Genomic DNA, 21179 nt, shown 5'->3' with positions numbered 1-21179 from the left:
CCTCGAAGAACTCATCCAGCGCCTTCCACGCGCGCTTGGCCGCCCGTTCGTTGTACTGGCAGCCCGGCGGGCTGTTGGCATCGCGCTCGGCGAAACAGTGCACCGCGCCGCTGTAGTTGGTGAACTCCCAGTCGACCTTGGCCGCGTTCATTTCCTTCTGGAAACCGGCGATGTCCTCGGCGGTCACGCTCTTGTCGTCGGCACCGTTGAGCACCAGCACCGAAGGATGGCTGCCACCGGCCTGCGCCGGCAGTGGCGAGCCCAGCCCACCGTGCAGGCTGACCACACCGGCCAACGGCGCACCGGCACGGGCCAGCTCCAGCACGGTGGTACCGCCGAAGCAGAAGCCCACCGCACCGATCCGGCTGGCATCCAGCGGCACCTTCCCGGCCTGCGCCTTGAGCACGTTCACCGCTTCCAGCGCACGCGCGCGCAGCAGCGGCCGATCGTTGCGCAGCTTGGTCGCCACCGGCCCGGCCTCGGCATCGGTCCTCGGCCGCACACCCTTTCCGTAGACATCGGCCACCAGCACCACGTAATCATCGCCGGCCAGCTGTTTGGCCTTCTCGATGGCCGACTCGTTCACACCCTTCCAGTTCGGCACCATCACCAGGCCAGGTCGCTTGTCATTGTCGCCGTCGTCATAGACCAGCACGCCACTGAAGGTCGTGCCCTGGTGTTTCCACTCCACCGGCTGCGTCTTCATTGCCGCCCACGCCGGCATCGCCGCCAGGCCCAGCATCACCGCTACACCACATCGCCAACGATTCATGCGCCTGCTCCGCAAAAAAAGGGGACGGAGGGGATTAAGCCGTGTTCGCCCCTCCCGCGTCGCATTCTGCATTGGCGACGTGACGCAGGTGTGGTTGGATACGACTTAATCCCCTCCGTCCCCTATTTCGCATGAACCTTGTTGACCGCTTTCTGTCTGGCCTGATCCCACGCCTGCCCGCCGACGATGCCCCGCAGTGGGCTCACGTCCAGGGTGCCAGCGCAGAAGACCTGCAGCGCCTGCGCATGCAATGGCCGCAGGTGCCTGACAGCCTGGTGGAACTGTTGTCCCGCGTGGATGGCACCCACTTCCGCGCGTATCCCGGCGGCGGGGTCTGCGTGCTGATGCTCGGGTCGGACGTGGAAGACGGCGGCTACCCGTACTACCTGCGCTCGGTCGCGCAGATCTTCGAAGACCAGCAGCAGTGGGACGACAGCATCCGTTCCATCTACGAAGAATGGCTGGATGACGAGCCGGAGATTCTGGGTGAAGGCATCGACGCGGATCTGCCGATGAGCCGCCGGCTGTGCTTCTCGCACTGCATGAACAACGGCGGCACCTCGATGCTGTACCTGGATTTCGATCCCGCGCCGGGCGGCACGGTCGGCCAGGTGGTGCGCTACCTGCACGATCCAGACAGCTACGTAGTCATCGCGCCCAGCTTCGATGCGTATCTGCAGCAGCTGATTGATGGCGGTTACGCGTTCATCCGGCATGAGGACTGAAATCCAGCCGAGCATGGGCTCGGCTCTACAGTAGATCCACGCCATGCGTGGATGACGGCCTCACCCGCGTTCGATCCAATGCAAGGTGCCCGGCTCGAACGCCAGCAGATCCGCGGCCGCCAGGCGCGCACGCGGCCAGTGACGTTCCGGTGGCTTCGGCTGCCGGGCACCGACCGAACCGTCGTAGTCGCGTACCAGCAGTCCGACGCGCGCCGCGCCTGCGGCCAGCAGGGCTTCGATGCGCAGCAGCCACTGGCCGGCGTCGCCCACTGCTTCATCGCGACGCACCTGCTGATCCTGCGCATGCCGCGCCCGCTGCTCGGCCAGCGCGCGGGCGATCTTCGCTTCGCTCCAGCCCTTCTTCCGCCAGCGGTCGGCATCGCCCTTCCATTCCAGCTCGGCCCGCATCGACGCCAGCGCCGTGCCGCAATCGCAGTGCACGGCGCTCAGCCACGGCTGCCAGCCAGGCCCGACCGCGGCCTGCAGGCTGGGCGAATCCTGCGCGAACAGGCGACGGCCGCTGCGCTCCATGATCGCGGCGGCGTCAACGTGCGCAAACGAGGTGGGTAGGAACACGGTGATGAAGGTGCACATCGGGCTTCTCGAATCCGTCCGGGAATGCGCCGATGGTAACTCGCTGGGGTCACAGCCCTTTCCTGCGGAAAGGGATCCGACCCCGGGCCGGTGGATCAGCCGATACCCAACCCCGGAATCGCGCTGATGCTGTCCGGGTCAAACCCGGCCAGTTCGGCGAAATGACGGCCACGCGCCACGTAATCTCGGTACGCACCAAAACTCGGCGCACCCGGCGACAGCAGCACCACCCCACCCTGCACACCCAGCGCGGCACGTGCCAGCGCCATCGCCTCGGGCAGATCCGCCGCCGCGTGCAGACCGAAGCGACCGGCATCGGCCAGCGGCTGCAGCATGGCGTGGATGCGCGGGCCGTTGCTGCCCATGGTCACGATCTCCACCGGCGGCACGTCGTGGGCCATGTGCTGCATGAAATCGGTCCAGTCCAGGCCACGGTCGTGCCCGCCCACCAGCAAGGCGATGCGCTGCCCGGCGAAGCACTCCAGCGCGGCCAGGCTGGCATGCGGCGTGGTGCTGATCGAATCGTTGACGTAGGTCAGGCCATCGGCCACGCCGATGCGCTGCAGGCGGTTCGGCAGCGGACGGAAGTCCTGCACCGCCGGTGCCAGCGCCACCGCATCCAAGCCCAGTGCTTCCAGTGCGGCCAGCACCGCGCACAGGTTGCCGCGGTTGTGGCGGCCTGGCAGCGGCGTGTTGCGGGTATCGAACACCGCCTGTTCGCCGCGATGCACGATGTCACCACGCATGTGCCAGCCTTGAGGCTGGTTGAACCAGACCACTTCGCTGTCGGGCAACGACAGCGCGGCCAGGTGCGGGTCGGCGGCATTGAGCACGGCGATGCGCGGCGCGGCTTCAGTCGCCAGCCGCAGCTTGTCTTCGATGTAACGCTGCTCGCTGCCGTGCCAGTCCAGGTGCTCAGGGAACAGGTTCAGGACCACCGCCACCTGTGGATGTGCGCCACTGCGCGCCACTTCGCCGGTCTGGTAGCTGGACAGTTCCACCGCCCAGTACTCGGGCGCGGGTTGCGGGTCCAGCACTTCCAGCAGCGGCAGGCCGATGTTGCCGACCAGACCGGTACGGTGGCCGGCGGCACGCAGCAGGTGCGCCACCAGCGCGGTGGTGGTGCTCTTGCCCTTGGTACCGGTCACGCACACGGTGTCGTGCACGATGCCATCGGCACCCGCATGCTCGGCAAACCACAACGCGGTGCCACCGATAAAGGTGGCGCCCTGCCCCGCCGCCGCCAGCGCGATCGGCTGGTAAGGGCTGATGCCGGGCGACTTGATCACCACATCGAACGCGGCCAGCGCTTCGGCCGAGGGTTCGCCACGCACGTCCAGCGCGCCCTGCGTTTCCGCACGCGCGGCTTCGGCTTCAGCGGCCGGGCAGAACAGGCTCAGGCCAAGCGTTGGCAGGCGCTCACGCAGCACCGCAAACGCGGCGCGGCCCTCACGGCCCCAGCCCCACAGCGCAATGCGCTTTCCTTCAAGCTGCGAAATCTTCACGCACCCGTTCCCACAGCGCAGCCGGAACGCGGTGCTCGCCCTGCAGCTGCAGCAGCGGTGCCAGTTCCAGTTCGACGGCATCCAGCTGCGGCTGGATCTCATTGCAGAAGCGCTTCACCAGCACGTCTTCCTTCCACTCCGGACGCTGCGCCAGGGTCGCCATCGCTGCGCGCGATTCGCGGCCTTCGCCCACGCACTCGAACGGCTTGTGGTCCTGGAATTCCAGCAGCGCGTCGAAGCCACCGGCCTGCTCGGCATCGTCCAGCAGGTTGCGGCCGAAGATGCGCACCAGGCGCGTCTTGGGCATGAACGGGGCCAGCGCAAGGAACACGAAATGGCACTTCGGGCAGACGCCGCACCAGCGGTTCACCGGGCGCTCGCCGAGGATGTGGAAGTTGCGGTTGCAGCTGGAGAAATGCGCGTCGTAGAAGTCACTCTTGGCGAACTGGCGGGCCACCGCCAGCTCGGACATCGGGCGCAGCAGCGAGTAGTACTGCAGGTCCGCCGCCACGTACTTCTGCACATGGCTGCCGAACGCCTGCTCGCAGGCCCAGCCCTTGGACCACTGATGATTCACTTCGCCGGTGCCTGGAATCTGGCTGCCGTAGCTGGCCGAGCGCTCGTTGGAGAACACCACCTGGTCCACGCCGTGCAGCAACGCGGCCAGCACCATGATCGCCGAGTTCACCACCGTCACCGGGATATGGCCGTTCCATGCGCCCTGGCGATTCAACTCGAACAGTTCAGGTGCCAGCGTGCGGCCCAGGTTCAATGTCGGCAGGCCGGTGCGCTCGGCGCACGCACGGATCAGCTGCGAGCCACCGATCCAGGTCACGGTCTCGTCCACGCCGGCACGGCGCAGCGCTTCGATGCTGACCAGCGAATCCTTGCCGCCGCCGATGGCCACCAGCGCGTGCGGCTGCAGGCCCAGCGACGGCGCCTGCACGGCCTCGCCCTGCACCGGCAACCGGAAGCGGCCGCGCAGGTTCAGGCCATTGCGGTAGGCGAATTCGCCCAGGCCGTTGAGGTAAATGGTCTCCACCAGTGCGGCGGTATCGGCATCGATGCTGTAGCTGTCGATGCTGACCGTCTCCGGCACGCCCGCCTTGTAGTAGCTGACACCTGCGATCAGGTGCAGCAGCTGCAGCGCACGCTGCACGGCGGCGGCACGCGCCTCGTCCAGCACGAAAGGGGCGCCCGGCACGGTGATGGTTTCCACCATCTCCGGGCCGTCATCAAAGGCATAGACCAGCCTGGCCACGCCGGTATCCGCGGCGAATTCGCAGCGGACGAAGCGGAAGCGGGAAACCTGGTGTTTGTCGAAAGCAGTCATGGTGTATCCGGTCAGGCACGGGCCCGCGCGAGGGCGCGGGGCGTGTCGGTGGGCGGGTGCAGGGCGCGCGCGGCGATCATTCGATCACGTCTTCGCGCGGCAGCATCCGCTGGTTGTAGGTGTTGGCCATCACATAGCCGTAGGCACCGGCATCGGCGATCAGCATCACGTCGTCCGGCGCGGTCGACACCGGCAGCTTGCGGCGCTTGCCGAACACATCGCTGGATTCGCAGATCGGGCCGACCACATCGAACGCCGCCTCGGCATAGCCGCCCTGGCGGCTGAGGTTCTCGATATCGTGCCAGGCGTCGTACAGGGCCGGGCGCATCAGTGCATTCATGCCGGCATCCAGGCCGACGCGGCGCACGCCGTCCTTTTCCACTACCTGGGTGACATGGGTCAGCAGCACGCCGGACTCGGCCACCAGGTAGCGACCCGGCTCGATCGCCAGACGGAATGCCGGATGCAGCGCCTTGACCTCGGCCAGGCCCTCGGCCCAGGCGTCCAGGTCGAACGGCTCGTCCTCGGCGGAATACGGAATCGGCAGGCCACCGCCAATGTCGATCGTCTCTACGCTGCCGATGCGGCGGGCGAAACCGGCCAGCTCATCGCACATCAGGCGCCAGTGCTGCGCGGTCTCAACGCCGCTGCCGAGGTGCGCATGCAGGCCGACCACGCGGCTGCCCAGATCGGTGGCCGCGCGCACGAACTCGTCGACGCGGGCGATCGGCAGGCCGAACTTGGAGTCCTTGCCGCCGGTACGGACCTTGGCATGGTGGCCTTCGCCCCGGCCCAAGTCGACCCGCAGCCACAGCTCGCGGTTGCGGAACAGGTCCGGCCAACGCTGCAGTGCTTCGACGTTGTCGACCGTCACAGTCACGCCCAGCGCGAATGCCGCCTCATACTCGCTGCGCGGGCAGAAGCTGGGGGTGAACAGCACGCGCTTGGGCGACAGTTCCGGCAGGTGCTGGAACACGTGCTTCAGCTCGCCGTGCGACACGCACTCCAGGCCAAAGCCCTCGGCTTCCAACAGCTGCAGGATGGCCGGGTGGCTGTTGGCCTTGATCGCGTAGTAGCGCTGGTCGATCGGCTTGATCGCGGCCAGTGCACGGGCGCGGGCACGCACCGTCGGCAGGTGGTAGACGTAGCGCGGCGTACCCGCATCGGCCAGCTGCAGCAGGTGCGCACGCTGGCCCCGCCACCACGGGGTGCCACGCGGACGCACGGTGCCGGCAATCTCGCGCCAGCGCGGGCCGAACACTTCGGTCTCTTCCACCGGCATCGCACCGCTGTCGATCAGCTCAGCATGCAGGATCGGCAGCAGGCCATCGGCATCGGCCTCGTCGATGACGAAGGTCAGGTTCAGGTCGTTGGACGACTGCGAGATCATGTGCACGCGCTCGCGGCCGAAGGTGGCCCACACGTCCGACAGCTTGTGCAGCAGCGAGCGCATGCCACGGCCAACCAGGGTGATCGCCGCACACGGCACGATCACCTTCACCTTGCAGATCTGCGACAGGTCGGCCGACAGCGCGGCCAGCACATCGGTGTTGACCAGGTTCTCGGACGGGTCCAGCGACACGGTGACGTTGGTTTCGGCCGAACCGATCAGGTCCACCGACAGGCCGTGCTTCTTGAACAGGTTGAACACATCGGCCAGGAAGCCGACCTGCTGCCACATGCCGATGCCTTCCATCGACACCAGCACGATGCCGTTGCGGCGGCTGATCGCCTTTACGCCCGGCACCGGCGCGGCGCTGCCATCGATGCTGGTACCCGGCAGTTCCGGGCGCTCGGTATCGAGGATGGCCATCGGCACGCCGGCATCGCGGCACGGCTTGATCGAGCGCGGGTGCAGCACCTTGGCACCGGTGGTGGCGATTTCCTGCGCCTCGTAATAATCCAGGCGGGTCAGCAGGCGCGCATCCGGCACGTCCTTCGGGTTGGCGCTGAACATACCCGGCACATCGGTCCAGATCTCCACGCGGCTGGCGCCGAGCAGCGCACCAAAGTACGCCGCCGAGGTATCCGAGCCACCGCGGCCGAGGATGGCGGTGCCGCCATCGGCATGCCGCGAAATGAAGCCCTGGGTGATCAGCAGGCGGGTCGGCTGCGCGCGGAAGCGCTGCATCCACTCGGCATCGGCACGCCACTGGCAGTTCACCGACAGGCGCTGCGACCAGTCGCTCTGGTTCGGCTGCGGCGGCATCGCATCCAGCCACTGGCGGGCATCCATCCAGCCCATGTCCAGGCCCGAGGCGTGCAGGTAGGCTGCGCCCAGGGTGGAGGACAGCAGCTCGCCCTGACCCAGCACTTCAGCCTGCCAGTCCAGCGGACGGGTCGCGGCGCGCGCGTCGTCCAGCAGGCCCTGCAGCGCCGCCAGGCGTTCGGCCAGCACCTCGCGGCCCAGGCCCAGTTCAACCAGGAAGCCCTCGTGGCGTTCGACCAGCGCCGCCACGCGATCATGGCTGTCCGGTGCGCCGTCGGCAATCGCGGTCAGTTCGTTGGTGACCCCGGACAGCGCCGACACCACCACCAGCACGCGCGAGCCAGTCTCTTCCGCACGTTTTTTCGCCAGCTTCCCGATCGTGTCCCAGCGATGACGACGCGACACCGAGGTGCCGCCGAACTTCAGTACGATCCAACGATCGACAAGGGGGGAAGCTGACATGGATTGGCTATGTAGAATGTGGGGAAGCCGCCCTCGGGGGCGGAACCTTTGATTCTAAGCGCAATATCACCGTAGATGGCCGTCCTCCGTTACCTGCAGCTCGATGTCTTCGCCCCCCGCCCCGGCACCGGCAACCCACTGGGCGTCATCCTGGACGCCGACGGGCTCTCAAGTAGCCAGATGCAGGCCCTTGCCGCTTGGCTGAACCTGTCCGAGACGGTGTTCTTCCTGCGCCCCAGCACGCCGGGCGCCGACTACCACATCCGTATTTTCACCCCGACCCGCGAACTGGCGTTTGCCGGCCACCCCAGCGTCGGCGCCGCCTGGGCGGCGGTGACCTGCGGCCTGGCGCAATCGCGCGACGGCGCCCTGCTGCAGCAATGCGCGGCGGGGCTGCTGCCGGTACGGGTGAGCGGTCCGGCCGAGGCACTGCAGATCCAGCTGGCCAGCCCGCCGGCGCGGCAACTGGACACCAGCGCGGACGCCGCGCCGAAGGAGCTGCTGGCGCTGGCTGCCAGCGGGCACGTACCCGAACTGTGGGACAACGGTGCACGCTGGTGGCTGTTGCCGCTACGCGATGCCGCCGCCGTACGTGGGCTGGCACCGGACATGGCCGCGCTGGCCGACTGGAGCCTGGCCACCGATGCCACCGGCGTGGCGGTGTTCGCCGCCGAAGCCGGCACCGGCCACTCCCGCGTGGTACGTGCGTTCTGCCCCGCCGATGCGGCCAGCGTGCCGGAAGATCCTGTCACTGGCAGCGCCAATGCCCTGATCGGTGCCTGGCTGCGCCAGCGCGACGCTCTGCCCGGCCGCGAGGGCCGCTACGTGGCCAGCCAGGGCCGCGAAGTCGGCCGCGATGGCCGCGTACAGGTCGAGGTTGATGCGCAGGGCACGGTATGGATCGGCGGCCAGGTGCAGTGCGTGATCGACGGCAGCATCCATTGGTAGCGCCGCGCACGGTCGCCGGGCATGGCCCGGCGCAACCGTATCCCCTCTCGTTTTACGGAGTTTGCCCCCTATGACCACCCGCCGTTTCCTGCAGCTGGATGTGTTCTCCCCGCGCGCCGGCGCTGGCAATCCGCTGGCCGTGGTACTCGATGCCGAGGGCCTGGACGATGCCAGCATGCAGGCCATCGCACGCTGGACGCGCCTGCCCGAAACCACCTTCGTGTTCCCGCCGCAGGTCGCCGGTGCCAGTTACCGGCTGCGCATGTTCAGCCCGCAGAAGGAGGTTCCGTTCGCCGGCCACCCCAGCGTCGGCACCGCGCATGCAGTGCTGCAGGCGGGCCTGGCCACGCCGATCGATGGCGTGCTGGTGCAGGACGGCATTGCCGGCGCCCTGCCGCTGCGCGTCAGCGGTGAGGGTGCGCGGCAGCGCATCGCCATCCGTACCCCGCGCGCGCAGCTGGCCGAAACTGCCGACGCGACCGATCCACGCCTGCAGTCCGCACTGAAGGGCTGGCCGCTAGGCACGCTGCCACCGGCGCGCATGCAGGGCGGGCGCAGCTGGTGGGTGGTGCAGGTGGCCGACGAGGCGGCATTGCGCGCGCTGCAGCCGGACTGGGATGCGGTAGCCGCACTGGCTGAATCCACCGACAGCATGGGCGTGTTCGCCTATGCCTTCAGCGATGGCAGCGAGGGTTTCGACCTGGCCGTACGTGCCTTCGTCGGCAATGGACGCCGCTTCGAGGACGCCGCCTCGGGTGCCGCCAATGCGGTGCTGGCCGCGTGGCTGGACCTGCGCGGCGCGCTGCCGCGTGGCCGTGCACCGTTTGAAGTCAGCCAGGGCCGCGAAGTCGGCCACGACGCGCGCCTGACGCTGCTGGTCGACGAGGACGGTGAGGTCTGGTCGGGTGGCCAGGTGCAGACGGTGATTGCCGGCACCATCGATTGGTAAAGGAATGCTGTAGAGCCGGCCTCAGTCTCGGCTGCTCTCCGCCCAGACCATGGCAGCCGGGGAGCCGAGCCTGGGCTCGGCTCTACAGATGCGCCGGCTCAGCCCAGCTCGGCTTCCAGGCTGATCGGCACCGCGCTCAGCGCCTTGGACACCGGGCAGTTCTGCTTGGCGTCATCGGCAATCGCGCGGAACTGCGTCGCGTCGATGCCCGGCACCACCGCCTTCACCTTCAGCCGGATCTGCGACAGCTGCGGGCCGCCTTCCAGAGACAGATCGACCTTGGCTTCGGTATCCAGCGAGGTCGGGGTAAAGCCGGCTTCGCCGAGCTTGGCCGACAGCGCCATGGTGAAACAGCCGGCGTGCGCGGCAGCGATCAGCTCTTCCGGATTGGTACCTTTTTCGTCGCCGAAACGGCTGTTGAAGCCGTAGCGGGTCTTGTCCAGCAGGCCACTCTGCGGCGTGCTCAACTGGCCCTTGCCCGACTTCAGATCGCCTTCCCAGTGCGCGGTGGCGTGTCGCGAGATTCCCATGTGCTGCTCCTGCGTGACGGTGATGAACGTTCACCCTCGCACGGGAGGCGTTAGCCCTGCGTCGCTCCGCCGCACGCTGGAGGTCGTCTTCCGAACCCGGCGCGTGGACACTTCCTCGCCAACCAGAAACGCATTTTTCTCTTGTTTTCAGTGGTTTCGCGCACTCAGCCAATGGGCGGGCGCCACCCATCGCGCGCGCTGCCACCGCCCCTTCCCCCACTGCGGGCCATGTACTGAATCGGCCTGGATATGAAAAAACATGCACTTTCCGCGCTTCGGGCTATTGGCGGCGCCCGAGAGTTGCCCTACATTGCGCTTGCCGACGGGGTTCGGCGCCGACCAAACAACCAACCGTTCACGGAACAGGAAACCATGGCAAAGACCGCTAAGAAGGCTGCCCCGAAGAAGGCAGTGAAGAAAGTCGCGACGAAGGCAGCCGCCAAGCCGGCCGCTCCGAAGCCGATCAAGGAAGTGCTGACCAAGTCCGGCCTGGTTGCACACATCGCTGAAGCCTCCGGCGTCATCGCCAAGGACGTCCGCGCTGTGCTGGCCTCGCTGGAAAGCGCCGTCGCCTCCTCGGTGCACAAGAAGGGCGCTGGCTCGTTCACCCTGCCGGGCCTGCTGAAGATCACCACCGTCAATGTGCCGGCCAAGCCGAAGCGCAAGGGCATCAACCCGTTCACCAAGGAAGAGCAGTGGTTCGCTGCCAAGCCGGCCACCACCAAGCTGAAGGTGCGTCCGCTGAAGAAGCTGAAGGACGCCGCGCTGTAAGCGCGCGCCCCAACGCGGATTCCGACGGGACGGCTCTGGCCGTCCCGTTTTTTTTTGTCCCAACCACGGCCCGCAACACAGCGTTGCCGCATCACCGGGAATGTCCGGACAGGCCCGTCGCCATTGGCTGGGCGTGGTACGTGCCGGCCCCGGAACGTACCGGGTGGAACACTGCGTGCAGCGCCGGCCGTCGCCGCCGGCCGTGGCGTTGCCTATGGTGGGCACATCCTCCACAGCTACGGCGAGCCCCCTCTCATGTCCAGCCCCTCCACCCGCTACCGGATCTCGGTGACCCCCATCGAAAAGGACGGTTTGCAGTGCACCGGGCGCTGCACCATCGAACTGGAACATCGCGCCAGCCGCGACCTGATGCGCCTGCTGGAAGCTGCCCCGCGCACCGCTGGCATCAGCGGCGACGAGCGCGCGACACTGGTGATCGCCACCCAACTGCTGCGCGACATCGTGCAACGCCACGCCGAAACCGAAGGCCACGCCCTGGCCGCCATCGCCGCGCAGGTGCTGCCGGCGCTGGATGCACTGGAACAGCTGCCCTCTTCCCGCTGATCACGGCGCAGCCGATACACTGCCTCCTTCCGTTCGCCTCGGGGAGGAGGCAGACATGCACAGGGTCCTGTTATTGATTGCGCCGCTGGTGCTGCTGGGCTGTTCCCGGCCGCCATCGCAGCCCCATCCAGCAGATGCCGCACCGTCGGCCACGACCGAGGCGGCTTCCCGCACGACGCCACAGACCGACGCAGAAGGCGATGCATCGGCCGTGCAGCCCGTCGATGTCGATCCCCTGTTTGCCGCCGTTGCGGCCGAGGCCGAGCTGCCGGCGGGAATGCTCAATGCGTATGTCATGGCCCTGCTCAATCGCGATCGCAAGGCCATCGACGCCGCATGGACCTTCCCACCCAGCGATGCACGGCGCGCAGACGATGCCGCATTGCGCCAGCTCATGGATGTGCGCAGCCTGCGCCTGACCAGCGAACTACCGGTCGCGCGCGACGGTCACCAGCCGCCGCAGTTGCTGGAAGTTCCGGTGCAGATCCGCGCGGTGACCACTGAAGGCACCTTCCGCTTCGGCGGCTGGTACCGCGTGCAGCCCAGCAGTGACGGCCGTGCCTGGCAGATCCAGTCGGCGCAACTGCGGCCAACGCTGGACTGAACCGTTGCAGCGGCATGCACGCACGATTCAGCCGGCACGGCTACTCTTTGATTCGTCCATTCATACCCACCGGTCACCGCCATGCGCCTGCGTTCCCTGATGACCCGCCTCGCCGCCTCCACCGTGCTGATCGCTGCTGCGATCGGCGCGCAGGCCGCCCCGTCCATCTCCGGCCGCGAACTGTCGGTTGGGGCCAGCGACGTGCAGCAGTACCTCGATGGCAGCTTCCCGCGCACCCAGGACGCGCTCGGCGGCCTGATCGCCCTGACCATGAGCCACCCGCAGCTGAGCCTTCCGGCCGGCGAGCGCTTGAACCTGGGCATGGACGTGGCACTGGCCACCGCCGGCGGCAACCCGGCCAAACTGGGTACGGTGAAGCTCAGCAGTGGCCTGCGCTACGACGCACAGACCCAGGGCTTCCACCTGCAGCAGCCCAGCGTGGATGATTTCACCCCGGCCAACCAGGGGGGTCGCCTCGATTCGCGCACCCGCGGACTGCTCAATGCCTGGCTGAGCGACTACGCCCAGCGCGAACCGATCTACAAGCTGGACCCGGCCATGGCCGGCCTGCTCGGTGCGCTGCAGGTGCAGTCGGCGCAGGTGAAGAACGGCAAGCTGGTAGTCACGTTCAACCAGAACCTGGGCAACCTGGTGCCGGCCGGCGTACTGGGCAAATGAGGTAGTGCCGGCCGCTGGCCGGCACTACCGGTAGCGCATCAGGCGGCAAGTGCCTTGACCACCGCCTCACTGAAGGCGGGGATGTCGTCCGGCTTGCGGCTGGTGATCAGGTTGCCATCGATCACAACCGCAGTATCGCGCCATTTCGCACCTGCGTTGACCAGATCCTGCTGCAGGGACGGCCAGGACGTCACGTCGCGCCCCTCAGCAAGGCCGCTGTTGATCAGCAACCACGGGCCGTGGCAGATGGCCGCCACAGGCTTGCCGGCTTCATCCACCGCGCGGATGAAGGCCAGTACGGCATCATCGGTGCGCAGTGTGTCCGGATTGATGACGCCTCCGGGCAGGACCACGGCATCGAAGCGTGCCGGATCCGCTTCATCCAGCGGAATATCCACCGCGACGGCGTCGCCCCAGTTCTTCTCTTTCCAGCCCTTGATCGTCGCCTCCTTCGCAGGCGACACCACGCTGACGCGCGCGCCCTCGGCTTCCAGCAGCCGCTTGGGCTCGGTCAGTTCTGACTGTTCGAAGCCGTGGGTGGCCAGGATGGCAATCTGCTTGCCCTTCAATCGCTCTGCCATGGGTGCACTCCGGTTGGGGGAGCCGACAGAATGGAAGAAAGGCCCTTGCACGGCGGTGACCCTGCCGTGCACGGCAGGTGGAGAGCCTCCGGGTAGTGCCGGCCAGGGGCCGGCAGTCCCCGGTAACGGTCAGCGCTTGGGCTGCAGCATGGTGCCGGTGCACTTGGGCGAGCCGCAGCGGCACTCCCAGATCTTCTTCAACTTGGCGGTGTGGCGTTCGGCCAGGGTGATGCCGTAGTTGTAGGTCAGTTCCTCACCTGGCTTGATGTCACGCAGCGCCTCGATGAACACCTTGTCGCCACGGCTGTCGCCGTCTTCGTCTTCCTCGATCACCGCCTCGCAGTTCGGGTCGCAGCTGTGGTTGATCCAGCGCGCGTCATTGCCCTTGTAGTTGGCATCGATCACCCAATCGTCGTTGAGGGTGAACAGGAAGGTGTGGCCACTTTCGACGTCGCCGCTGTCATCGGCATCAACGTCGCCGTGGCTGCGCAGCAGGCCCTTGTACTGGATCACGCGCTCGCCCTGCTTGATCGGGGCCACGGAAAACACACCGTTGCCGTGGATGGCGGACTTGCGGGCTTGGATCTTCTTGGGCATCGGCAAGGGAGGTCTGCAGCGAAAGGAACGTTGATTCTCGCCCATTCCGGGTGATTGCGAAAATCACCCCGTTGGCGCAGCATGGCGCCCTGGCAACGGCCCCGGTGTGTCCTCCCGGCCTGGCCCCAGCGCCGGCTGAATGCCCGGGTTGGATGGCGGCGAAGAAAAGCGTACAATTTCAGTCCGCTTTAAGAACCACTCGCATCCCCATGTTGCGCGTCACCAAACTCACCGATTACGCCACCGTCGTGCTGACCGTGCTCGCCGCCCGTCCGGGCGAGGTGCTCAGCGCCACCGAGCTGGCCGAATTCACCAGTCTGGAGCCGCCTACCGTCAGCAAGGTGCTCAAGCCGCTGGCCCAGGCCGGCCTGGTTGAAGGCCTGCGCGGCGTCCGTGGCGGCTACCGCCTCACCCGCCCGGCCATCGAGATCTCGCTGTTCGAAGTGGTCGAAGCCATGGAAGGGCCGCTGGCCCTGACCGAATGCAGCCACGACCACCACCAGTGCGGCATGGCGCCCAAGTGCGGCGCGCGCAGCAGCTGGCGGCTGATCAACGACGTGGTTTCCGAGGCCCTGCGCGATGTCACTCTCGCCCAGATCCTGCCCCCTCTTCCCCTTGCCGATGACGAACAGCGCCGCACCATCGCTGTCGACGTCGTCTCCTGATCCACAGGCAGCCCCCATGGCCACCGAAACCATCGAAAACGTCGCCCACGACGACACCCCCAACCGCGAGATCCACGAGCAGCTCGGTCGCAAGTATTCGGCCGGCTTCATCACCGAGATCGAATCGGACTCCCTGCCGCCGGGCCTGGACGAGGACACCATCCGTGCCCTGTCGGCCAAGAAGGAAGAGCCGGAGTGGATGACGCAGTGGCGCCTGGACGCCTACCGCCACTTCCTGACCATGCCGATGCCGGACTGGGCCAAGCTGGAGATCGCCCCGATCGACCTGCAGGCGCTCAGCTATTACTCCGCGCCGAAGGGCCCGAAGTACGCCTCGCTGGATGACGTGCCGAAGGAACTGCTGGACACCTACGACAAGCTGGGCGTGCCGCTGCACGAGCGCGCCAAGCTGGCCGGCGTGGCGGTGGACGCGGTGTTCGACTCGGTGTCCGTCGGTACCACCTTCCGCAAGGAACTGGCCGAGAAGGGCATCATCTTCTGCTCGATGTCCGAGGCCATCAAGGAGCACCCGGAGCTGGTCCGCCAGTACCTGGGCACCGTGGTGCCGGTGGGTGACAACTATTTCGCCGCGCTCAACTCGGCGGTGTTCTCCGATGGCAGCTTCGTGTTCATTCCCAAAGGCGTGCGCTGCCCGATGGAGCTGAGCACCTACTTCCGCATCAACGCCGGCCACACCGGTCAGTTCGAGCGCACCCTGATCGTGTGCGAGGACAAGGCCTACGTGTCCTACCTGGAAGGCTGCACCGCGCCAATGCGCGACGAGAACCAGCTGCACGCCGCCGTGGTCGAGCTGGTCGCGCTGGAAGACGCGGAGATCAAGTACTCCACCGTGCAGAACTGGTACCCGGGCGACGAGAACGGCGTCGGCGGCATCTACAACTTCGTCACCAAGCGTGCCGAATGCCGTGGCGCGCGCAGCAAGGTCACCTGGACCCAGGTCGAGACCGGTTCGGCGATCACCTGGAAGTACCCGTCCTGCGTGCTGCTGGGCGACGACTCGGTCGGTGAGTTCCACTCCGTGGCGCTGACCCATCACCGCCAGCAGGCCGACACCGGCACCAAGATGATCCACATCGGCAAGCGCACCAAGAGCAAGATCGTCAGCAAGGGCATCAGCGCCGGCCGCGGCCAGAACACCTACCGCGGCCTGGTGCGGGTGGACCGCAACGCCGATGGCGCGCGCAACTACACCCAGTGCGATTCGCTGCTGATCGGCAAGCAGTGCGGCGCGCACACCTTCCCCTACATCGAGGTGAAGAACCCGGGCGCCACCGTCGAGCACGAGGCCACCACCTCCAAGATCTCCGACGACCAGCTGTTCTACTGCCGCGCCCGTGGCATCAGCCAGGAAGACGCGGTGTCGATGATCGTCGACGGCTTCTGCAAGCAGGTGTTCCGCGAACTGCCGATGGAGTTCGCGGTGGAAGCCAAGAAGCTGCTGGAAGTCTCGCTGGAAGGTTCGGTGGGCTGACCGCCCGCCCCCGCCCCTCGCAAACGCATTCTCTTTACCGGCGGGCCGCGGCCCGCCCCACGGAAACCCCCACCATGTTGAAGATCGAAAACCTCCACGCCCGCATCGGCGACAAGGAAATCCTCAAGGGCCTGTCGCTGGACGTCCAGCCCGGCCAGGTGCACGCCATCATGGGCCCGAACGGCGCCGGCAAGTCCACCCTGGGCAATGTCCTGGCCGGCCGCGACGGCTACGAAGTGACCGAAGGCAGCGTGCAGTTCGACGGCGTCGACCTGCTGGAGCAGGACCCGGAAGCGCGCGCCGCTGCCGGCCTGTTCCTGGCGTTCCAGTACCCGGTGGAAATCCCGGGCGTGAACAACACCTACTTCCTGCGCGCGGCACTGAACGCCCAGCGCAAGGCGCGCGGTGAGGAAGAACTCGATTCCATGCAGTTCCTCAAGCTGGTGCGCCAGAAGCTGGCCGTGCTGCACCTGAAGGACGAGCTGCTGCACCGTGGCGTCAACGAAGGCTTCTCCGGCGGCGAGAAGAAGCGCAACGAGATCTTCCAGCTGGCCGTGCTGGAACCGAAGCTGGCGATCCTGGACGAGACCGACTCGGGCCTGGACATCGACGCGCTGAAGAGCGTGGCCGACGGTGTCAACGCACTGCGTGCCGCCGACCGCTCGTTCCTGGTCATCACCCACTACCAGCGCCTGCTGGACTACATCAAGCCGGACGTGGTGCACGTGCTGGCCGATGGCCGCATCGTCAAGACCGGTGGCCCGGAACTGGCGCTGGAACTGGAAGCGCACGGCTATGATTTCCTGAAGGACCGGGTCGTGCCCGAGGCGGCGGTCTGATGAGCGCCCTGCTTGACTCGATGGCCCAAGCCTTCTGCGGCAGCGATGCGCGCCGCGAAGTGCTGGATGCGGCCCTGCGCGACGGCCTGCCGGCCGCCCGCAACGAAGCCTGGAAGTACACCTCACTGCGCCAGCTGGAACGCCGTGCGTTCGCAGCGGCACCGCTGCAGGGCCCGGCGCTGGACGCCGCGCTGCTGGAGGACATTCCTGCACCGCGCCTGGTGTTCGTCAATGGCCGCCTGGACGCCGCGCTGAGCGACGTGCAGGCCCTGCCGGCCGGCGTGCAGCTGCAGCCGCTGTCGGCCGCGCTGGCCGCTGGCGAAGACGCCGTGCGTTTCCTTGGCCGCCGCTACGAGCGCAGCGAGGAGATCTTCGCCCGCCTGAATGCCGCGCTGGCCGATGAAGGCGTGGTGCTGCGCGTGGATGAAGGCGTACAGGTCGACGTGCCGCTGCAGCTGGTGTTTGCCAGCGTCGCCGGCGATACCGACCTGGCCTGGCATCACCGTCACCTGATCGAACTGCGTGCCGGCGCCAGCCTGTGCGTGGTCGAGCATCGCTTCAGCGTGGGTGACTCCGCCCACCTGGACAACACCGTGCTGCATGCCCATGTCGCCCGTGATGCCGTGCTCAAGCACGCCCGCGTGCAGGCCGGCAGCGCGCGCCAGACCAGCTTCCTGCGCACCGACGCCGTGCTGGCCCGCGACGCGCAGTACCACCGCGTGGACCTGGAACTGGGCGCCGCGCTCAGCCGCCATGAACTGAACGTGCGCCTCGAAGGCGACAATGCCCAGCTGACCGCCAACGGCGTGCTGCTTGGCAATGGCCGCCGCCACGTCGAAACCCGCCTGGGTATCGACCACATCGCACGCGATACCGCCTGCGAACTGCTGTGGCGCGGCGTCGCCGCCAACCGCAGCCGCGTGGTGTTCCATGGTGGCATCCAGATCCGCGAAGGCGCCGATGGCACCGACGCGAACCTGTCCAACAAGAACCTGCTGCTGTCGGCCGATGCCGAGATCGACACCCAGCCGACGCTGGTGATCGACGCCGATGAAGTGAAGGCCGCGCACGGTGCGACTGTCGGCCAGCTCGATGCCAACGCGCTGTTCTACCTGCGCTCGCGCGGCCTGCCGCAGGCACAGGCGCAGGCACTGCTGAGCGCCGCGTTCTGCCACGAGCCGTTGAAGATCCTGCCGGACGCACTGCGTGCGCAGCTGGCACACCGTCTGGACAAGGCGCTGGCCGAGGCAGGTGTGGCATGAACCTGTCCACGCCGCGCCCGATCGAAGGACGCACCGGCGCCCCCGACTGGGACCGCGTCCGCCTCGACTTCCCGCTGCTGATGCGTGAAGTGCATGGCAAGCCGCTGGTCTATTTCGACAATGCCAACACCGGCCAGAAGCCGGTGCAGGTTATCGGCGCGGTGGACGAGTTCTACCGCCGCTACAACGCCAACGTCAGCCGTGCGGTGCATGCACTGGGCAGTGAAGCCACCGATGCCTACGAAGGCGCACGCAACACGCTGGCACGCTTCCTCAACGTGCGGCCCAGCGACCTGGTGCTGTGCAGTGGCACCACCTTCGCCATAAACCTGGTGGCCTATTCGTGGGCGCTGCCGCGGCTGAAGGCCGGTGACGTGATCCTGATCACGCGCATGGAGCACCACGCCAACATTGTGCCGTGGCAGCTGGTCGCGCAGCGTACCGGCGCCACCATCCGCGTGGCCGAGATCACCCCCGATGGCGCGCTGGACCTGGATGCGCTGCGCGCGGCGATGACCCCGGAGGTCAAGCTGCTGGCGGTTACTCATGTCTCCAACGTGCTGGGCACGGTCAATCCGGTGCGCGAGATCTGCCGCGAAGCGCGCAAGCGCGGCATCATCACCGTGGTCGATGGCTCGCAGGCCGTGCCGCACCGCAAGGTCGACGTCGCCGCGATCGGCTGCGATTTCTACGCCATCACCGGCCACAAGATGTGCGGCCCGACCGGTACCGGTGCGCTGTGGGCGCGCCGCGAGCACCTGGACGCGATGCCGCCGTTCCTGGGTGGCGGTGAGATGATCAAGGAAGTCAGCTTCGACGGCACCGTGTTCAACGATGCCCCGCACAAGTTCGAAGCCGGCACCCCGAACATCGCCGGCTTCATCGGCCTGGGCGTGGCCGCCGACTACCTGCAGCAGCTTGGCCAGGAGAACGTGGAAGCACGAGAGGCCGAACTGCTGGCGCACTTCACCGAAGAGCTGCGCCGGGTGGATGGCCTGCGCATCATCGGCGAGGCACCGGAAAAGGCAGCGGTGGTGTCGTTCCTGATCGACGGCGCGCACGCGCACGACCTGGCGACCTTGCTCGACCTGGAAGGCGTGGCCGTGCGCTCGGGCCAGCACTGCGCGCATCCGCTGCTACAGTACTTTGGTGTGGCGGCCACCTGCCGTGCCTCGCTGGCGTTCTACAACACGCATGAAGAGATCGAGCGGTTCATGACGGCGCTAACCAAGGTACGGAAGCTATTGGGCTGAGGATTCGCCAGATTCGGGGAAACATGAGAACGCCGCAGGAAACTGCGGCGTTTTTTATTGTGCGCTGGACGCAAGCAAGCAGAGGCGTGACCGGGAAACGCTGAGTGATGCCAGGAACGGGCAATCTCACCCTAATGCCGATCCATCCATCATCAACGGCCTTGAGACACCGTCTTCTACATGCCAACAAGCATGGATACCCCGGAGGCAATCAAGAAAACGTACATCATCACGACGCCCCTCAACACCCACCGTTCCCCCTGATGGAGCGTCTGCCCTTTGGAAGTAAGGGCAAGCACCGCAATACCGCGCAAGCACCTTAGCCACCAATCAACCTTGATGATTCCGACTGCAGCAAGTACTTCCGGCCGTTCACGCTCGATTTTCAGTAACATCCTGTGAGCCGCAAATGCGTTTACCCACATGGCACCTAGAATGAAGGTAGAGCAGACAGGATAGCTCTCAATAATGACTGTCACTTAGCCCCTACCGGAAGGAGAATGCGAGCTTCATTCAACTTTAATTACCACCCCATACCGACGGGCACGAACAACTCTCGCGAGAACACCCTTTATCACTGATAACCCAGTTCAGCGACGACAGCCTTGCAGCTCGAATCCAAATCGACGTGAAATGATTTAAGCTCTTCTGAGGGCAACCTGCCCTTGTCGTCACGATGCATTACTGCATATCCCCGAAGCGGCCCCTCCTTACCCTCAGGAACAATGTCGTAGAGATCTCTGCCCCACCCCCGCGAGGTCTTCACGTAGTCAGCTATTACCGACATACATGCATCAACATGCCCGCCCTCCTTTACCTCTCGCGCCGAACAACCCGCAGTTGCGACAAGGCACAGCATTGAACCAAGCGTCAGCCTATAAATTATCATTAGCGACCTCCCGGAATAGGGATGAACTCATAACCCTCATGCCCCCGAATCATACCGGGGACTCCCTGCTGTAATTGATAGTCGTAGTCATACCCGTTTGTACCAGGGAAATAACCCTCTGCCCTTGTATTTGGATGCGTATGAAAATACCCCTTTACTATACATCCGCATTCGAATTCAGAAGGCTTTCTAGTGGACTCCATTGACATTCTGTCCCTGGTTCCCGCGGGCGACCTTACCAACTCATGGCCTTCCTCTCCCACAAACTGGACGATCCATCCGCCGTTCTCTCGCTTCAGAGACCCAGACTCCCCTCTGCGAACGGCCGGGGCGAACGGGTTCGAATCATTCCAAGCGCTCTCCATCTGCCCCTTTACTTTAGGATCTCGGGTCCATTCAGGATCGGATGCCCGCGGCTCTCGCCCATAGCTTCCATTCGAACCTGATGCAGCATTCGCAGCTCCCAGAGTTCCCATACGGCTCCCTGGAGCGACCATCCCATTCTTTATTTTGCTTCCCACCACTGCGGATCTCCTCTGGCTTTTCTCTTCAGACGCACGCCCGTCCGGGTCCACAAATCTGTAGGGACTATTGTTACCGTAGAAGTAGCGTCCAAACATTGAGCTCGATGCAGAAATTGGGTCCACACTAAGAAACACACCCAGCCCCGAGTCGTAATACCGCTGCTGCATATAACTCAGCCCGGTCCCCGAATCCGTCACATGCCCCGTATATCCCGGCCCATCCTTCAACGGCCGGTTGACCACCGCCCCATACGGCTCATACACCGTACGCTCGATGACATTTCCACCAGCATCGGTGATCGCCACCGGTGAACCCAGTGCATCAGTGTGGATGTACTCGACCACCTCCTGGGCGGTCGCTGGCGCCACACAGGCCGCCAGCACCACCACCGCGAGTACCGCCCGAATCAACAGCGAAGAGAGTCCGTTCATG

22 protein-coding genes are annotated in these 21179 nt (G+C 66.1%); 12 read left to right on the top strand and 10 right to left on the bottom strand.

Going from position 1 to position 21179, the window contains the following annotated elements:
* A partial coding sequence (locus tag N5J73_RS14795) for a dienelactone hydrolase family protein (RefSeq protein ID WP_279941136.1) occupies positions 1–772 on the bottom strand: 772 nt, incomplete at its 3' end.
* 131 nt (positions 773–903) lie between these two features.
* On the opposite strand from N5J73_RS14795, the gene N5J73_RS14790 reads away from it, so the two are divergent.
* Entirely contained in the window at positions 904–1497 is a 594-nt protein-coding gene (locus N5J73_RS14790; RefSeq protein ID WP_049447522.1) for an SMI1/KNR4 family protein, read from the top strand.
* 60 nt (positions 1498–1557) lie between these two features.
* Here the strand turns inward: N5J73_RS14790 and N5J73_RS14785 are convergent, their stop codons facing one another.
* From N5J73_RS14785 to N5J73_RS14770, 4 genes are all read right to left on the bottom strand, one after another.
* On the bottom strand, positions 1558–2091 hold the full coding sequence (locus N5J73_RS14785; RefSeq protein ID WP_049447523.1) for a hypothetical protein: 534 nt from the start codon (positions 2089–2091) through the stop codon (positions 1558–1560).
* 95 nt (positions 2092–2186) lie between these two features.
* Complete coding sequence (gene murD, locus N5J73_RS14780; protein WP_049447524.1) at positions 2187–3596, bottom strand: UDP-N-acetylmuramoyl-L-alanine--D-glutamate ligase; 1410 nt, start codon at positions 3594–3596, stop codon at positions 2187–2189.
* Positions 3577–4929 (bottom strand): UDP-N-acetyl-alpha-D-muramoyl-L-alanyl-L-glutamate epimerase, encoded by a 1353-nt coding sequence (gene murL, locus N5J73_RS14775; protein WP_049447525.1) that lies wholly within the window; start codon positions 4927–4929, stop codon positions 3577–3579. The genes murD and murL overlap by 20 nt, the downstream gene beginning before the upstream one ends.
* A 76-nt stretch (positions 4930–5005) precedes the next feature.
* Positions 5006–7600, bottom strand: coding sequence for a bifunctional aspartate kinase/diaminopimelate decarboxylase (locus tag N5J73_RS14770; protein WP_049447526.1), 2595 nt, complete (start codon positions 7598–7600; stop codon positions 5006–5008).
* Between the two features lie 75 nt (positions 7601–7675).
* Between N5J73_RS14770 and N5J73_RS14765 the strand changes: the two genes are divergently transcribed.
* Entirely contained in the window at positions 7676–8548 is an 873-nt protein-coding gene (locus N5J73_RS14765; RefSeq protein WP_049447527.1) for a PhzF family phenazine biosynthesis protein, read from the top strand.
* Between the two features lie 70 nt (positions 8549–8618).
* The gene (locus N5J73_RS14760) at positions 8619–9497 is read left to right on the top strand and encodes a PhzF family phenazine biosynthesis protein (RefSeq protein WP_049447528.1); all 879 of its coding nucleotides are present in this window, start codon (positions 8619–8621) and stop codon (positions 9495–9497) included.
* 98 nt (positions 9498–9595) lie between these two features.
* Here N5J73_RS14760 and N5J73_RS14755 read toward each other — a convergent pair whose 3' ends face one another.
* Positions 9596–10027, bottom strand: coding sequence for an OsmC family protein (locus N5J73_RS14755; protein WP_005408443.1), 432 nt, complete (start codon positions 10025–10027; stop codon positions 9596–9598).
* Between the two features lie 372 nt (positions 10028–10399).
* On the opposite strand from N5J73_RS14755, the gene N5J73_RS14750 reads away from it, so the two are divergent.
* The 4 genes from N5J73_RS14750 to N5J73_RS14735 all read left to right on the top strand — a co-directional run bounded on the left by N5J73_RS14750 (position 10400) and on the right by N5J73_RS14735 (position 12644).
* Entirely contained in the window at positions 10400–10798 is a 399-nt protein-coding gene (locus tag N5J73_RS14750) for an HU family DNA-binding protein (protein ID WP_010483539.1), read from the top strand.
* 255 nt (positions 10799–11053) lie between these two features.
* Positions 11054–11362 (top strand): DUF3861 family protein, encoded by a 309-nt coding sequence (locus tag N5J73_RS14745; RefSeq protein ID WP_049447529.1) that lies wholly within the window; start codon positions 11054–11056, stop codon positions 11360–11362.
* A gap of 55 nt (positions 11363–11417) precedes the next feature.
* Positions 11418–11966, top strand: a complete 549-nt coding sequence (locus tag N5J73_RS14740; protein WP_049447530.1) for a hypothetical protein — start codon at positions 11418–11420, stop codon at positions 11964–11966.
* A gap of 81 nt (positions 11967–12047) precedes the next feature.
* Positions 12048–12644 (top strand): DUF1439 domain-containing protein, encoded by a 597-nt coding sequence (locus N5J73_RS14735; protein ID WP_049447531.1) that lies wholly within the window; start codon positions 12048–12050, stop codon positions 12642–12644.
* Between the two features lie 38 nt (positions 12645–12682).
* Here the strand turns inward: N5J73_RS14735 and N5J73_RS14730 are convergent, their stop codons facing one another.
* Both N5J73_RS14730 and N5J73_RS14725 read right to left on the bottom strand, forming a co-directional pair.
* Positions 12683–13225: a type 1 glutamine amidotransferase domain-containing protein gene (locus N5J73_RS14730; protein WP_049447532.1), complete on the bottom strand. Its 543-nt coding sequence runs from the start codon at positions 13223–13225 to the stop codon at positions 12683–12685.
* 129 nt (positions 13226–13354) lie between these two features.
* The gene (locus tag N5J73_RS14725) at positions 13355–13822 is read right to left on the bottom strand and encodes an SET domain-containing protein-lysine N-methyltransferase (protein ID WP_029550719.1); all 468 of its coding nucleotides are present in this window, start codon (positions 13820–13822) and stop codon (positions 13355–13357) included.
* A 209-nt stretch (positions 13823–14031) separates the two neighbouring features.
* Here N5J73_RS14725 and N5J73_RS14720 point away from each other — a divergent pair, with 209 nt between their 5' ends.
* The 5 genes from N5J73_RS14720 to N5J73_RS14700 all read left to right on the top strand — a co-directional run bounded on the left by N5J73_RS14720 (position 14032) and on the right by N5J73_RS14700 (position 19333).
* Positions 14032–14487, top strand: coding sequence for an SUF system Fe-S cluster assembly regulator (locus N5J73_RS14720; protein WP_005412530.1), 456 nt, complete (start codon positions 14032–14034; stop codon positions 14485–14487).
* Positions 14488–14503: 16 nt separating this feature from the next.
* A complete protein-coding gene (sufB, locus tag N5J73_RS14715; protein ID WP_010483551.1) occupies positions 14504–15979 on the top strand; it encodes a Fe-S cluster assembly protein SufB in 1476 nt (491 codons plus the stop codon).
* Positions 15980–16053: 74 nt separating this feature from the next.
* The gene (gene sufC / locus N5J73_RS14710; protein ID WP_021203137.1) at positions 16054–16818 is read left to right on the top strand and encodes a Fe-S cluster assembly ATPase SufC; all 765 of its coding nucleotides are present in this window, start codon (positions 16054–16056) and stop codon (positions 16816–16818) included.
* The gene (sufD, locus tag N5J73_RS14705; protein ID WP_164078491.1) at positions 16818–18080 is read left to right on the top strand and encodes a Fe-S cluster assembly protein SufD; all 1263 of its coding nucleotides are present in this window, start codon (positions 16818–16820) and stop codon (positions 18078–18080) included. Before sufC ends, sufD begins: the two co-directional genes overlap by 1 nt.
* Positions 18077–19333 (top strand): cysteine desulfurase, encoded by a 1257-nt coding sequence (locus N5J73_RS14700; RefSeq protein ID WP_049447534.1) that lies wholly within the window; start codon positions 18077–18079, stop codon positions 19331–19333. Before sufD ends, N5J73_RS14700 begins: the two co-directional genes overlap by 4 nt.
* 574 nt (positions 19334–19907) lie before the next feature.
* Here the strand turns inward: N5J73_RS14700 and N5J73_RS14695 are convergent.
* Positions 19908–20222: a hypothetical protein gene (locus N5J73_RS14695; RefSeq protein WP_125437793.1), complete on the bottom strand. Its 315-nt coding sequence runs from the start codon at positions 20220–20222 to the stop codon at positions 19908–19910.
* Positions 20222–21178, bottom strand: a complete 957-nt coding sequence (locus N5J73_RS14690; protein WP_080354896.1) for an RHS repeat-associated core domain-containing protein — start codon at positions 21176–21178, stop codon at positions 20222–20224. Before N5J73_RS14690 ends, N5J73_RS14695 begins: the two co-directional genes overlap by 1 nt.
* Between the last annotated feature and the right edge of the window lies 1 nt (position 21179).

Source organism: Stenotrophomonas sp. GD03654 (assembly GCF_029845105.1).
Classification (GTDB): Bacteria; Pseudomonadota; Gammaproteobacteria; order Xanthomonadales; family Xanthomonadaceae; genus Stenotrophomonas; species Stenotrophomonas africana.
Note: the sequence above shows the minus strand (reverse complement) of the source record. Positions and strands in the feature narration are given on the sequence as shown.

What these genes read in the sequence shown, in the direction of transcription:
- N5J73_RS14735 (WP_049447531.1), top strand. Translation starts at nt 12,048, where the DNA reads ATGCGCCTGCGTTCCCTGATGACCCGCCTCGCCGCCTCCACCGTGCTG.
- N5J73_RS14785 (WP_049447523.1), bottom strand. Translation starts at nt 2,091, where the DNA reads ATGTGCACCTTCATCACCGTGTTCCTACCCACCTCGTTTGCGCACGTT.
- N5J73_RS14790 (WP_049447522.1), top strand. Translation starts at nt 904, where the DNA reads ATGAACCTTGTTGACCGCTTTCTGTCTGGCCTGATCCCACGCCTGCCC.
- sufD (WP_164078491.1), top strand. Translation starts at nt 16,818, where the DNA reads ATGAGCGCCCTGCTTGACTCGATGGCCCAAGCCTTCTGCGGCAGCGAT.
- murL (WP_049447525.1), bottom strand. Translation starts at nt 4,929, where the DNA reads ATGACTGCTTTCGACAAACACCAGGTTTCCCGCTTCCGCTTCGTCCGC.
- sufB (WP_010483551.1), top strand. Translation starts at nt 14,504, where the DNA reads ATGGCCACCGAAACCATCGAAAACGTCGCCCACGACGACACCCCCAAC.
- N5J73_RS14690 (WP_080354896.1), bottom strand. Translation starts at nt 21,178, where the DNA reads ATGAACGGACTCTCTTCGCTGTTGATTCGGGCGGTACTCGCGGTGGTG.
- N5J73_RS14760 (WP_049447528.1), top strand. Translation starts at nt 8,619, where the DNA reads ATGACCACCCGCCGTTTCCTGCAGCTGGATGTGTTCTCCCCGCGCGCC.
- N5J73_RS14700 (WP_049447534.1), top strand. Translation starts at nt 18,077, where the DNA reads ATGAACCTGTCCACGCCGCGCCCGATCGAAGGACGCACCGGCGCCCCC.
- N5J73_RS14695 (WP_125437793.1), bottom strand. Translation starts at nt 20,222, where the DNA reads ATGATAATTTATAGGCTGACGCTTGGTTCAATGCTGTGCCTTGTCGCA.
- N5J73_RS14745 (WP_049447529.1), top strand. Translation starts at nt 11,054, where the DNA reads ATGTCCAGCCCCTCCACCCGCTACCGGATCTCGGTGACCCCCATCGAA.
- N5J73_RS14755 (WP_005408443.1), bottom strand. Translation starts at nt 10,027, where the DNA reads ATGGGAATCTCGCGACACGCCACCGCGCACTGGGAAGGCGATCTGAAG.
- N5J73_RS14720 (WP_005412530.1), top strand. Translation starts at nt 14,032, where the DNA reads ATGTTGCGCGTCACCAAACTCACCGATTACGCCACCGTCGTGCTGACC.
- N5J73_RS14740 (WP_049447530.1), top strand. Translation starts at nt 11,418, where the DNA reads ATGCACAGGGTCCTGTTATTGATTGCGCCGCTGGTGCTGCTGGGCTGT.
- N5J73_RS14770 (WP_049447526.1), bottom strand. Translation starts at nt 7,600, where the DNA reads ATGTCAGCTTCCCCCCTTGTCGATCGTTGGATCGTACTGAAGTTCGGC.
- N5J73_RS14730 (WP_049447532.1), bottom strand. Translation starts at nt 13,225, where the DNA reads ATGGCAGAGCGATTGAAGGGCAAGCAGATTGCCATCCTGGCCACCCAC.
- N5J73_RS14725 (WP_029550719.1), bottom strand. Translation starts at nt 13,822, where the DNA reads ATGCCCAAGAAGATCCAAGCCCGCAAGTCCGCCATCCACGGCAACGGT.
- sufC (WP_021203137.1), top strand. Translation starts at nt 16,054, where the DNA reads ATGTTGAAGATCGAAAACCTCCACGCCCGCATCGGCGACAAGGAAATC.
- N5J73_RS14765 (WP_049447527.1), top strand. Translation starts at nt 7,676, where the DNA reads ATGGCCGTCCTCCGTTACCTGCAGCTCGATGTCTTCGCCCCCCGCCCC.
- N5J73_RS14750 (WP_010483539.1), top strand. Translation starts at nt 10,400, where the DNA reads ATGGCAAAGACCGCTAAGAAGGCTGCCCCGAAGAAGGCAGTGAAGAAA.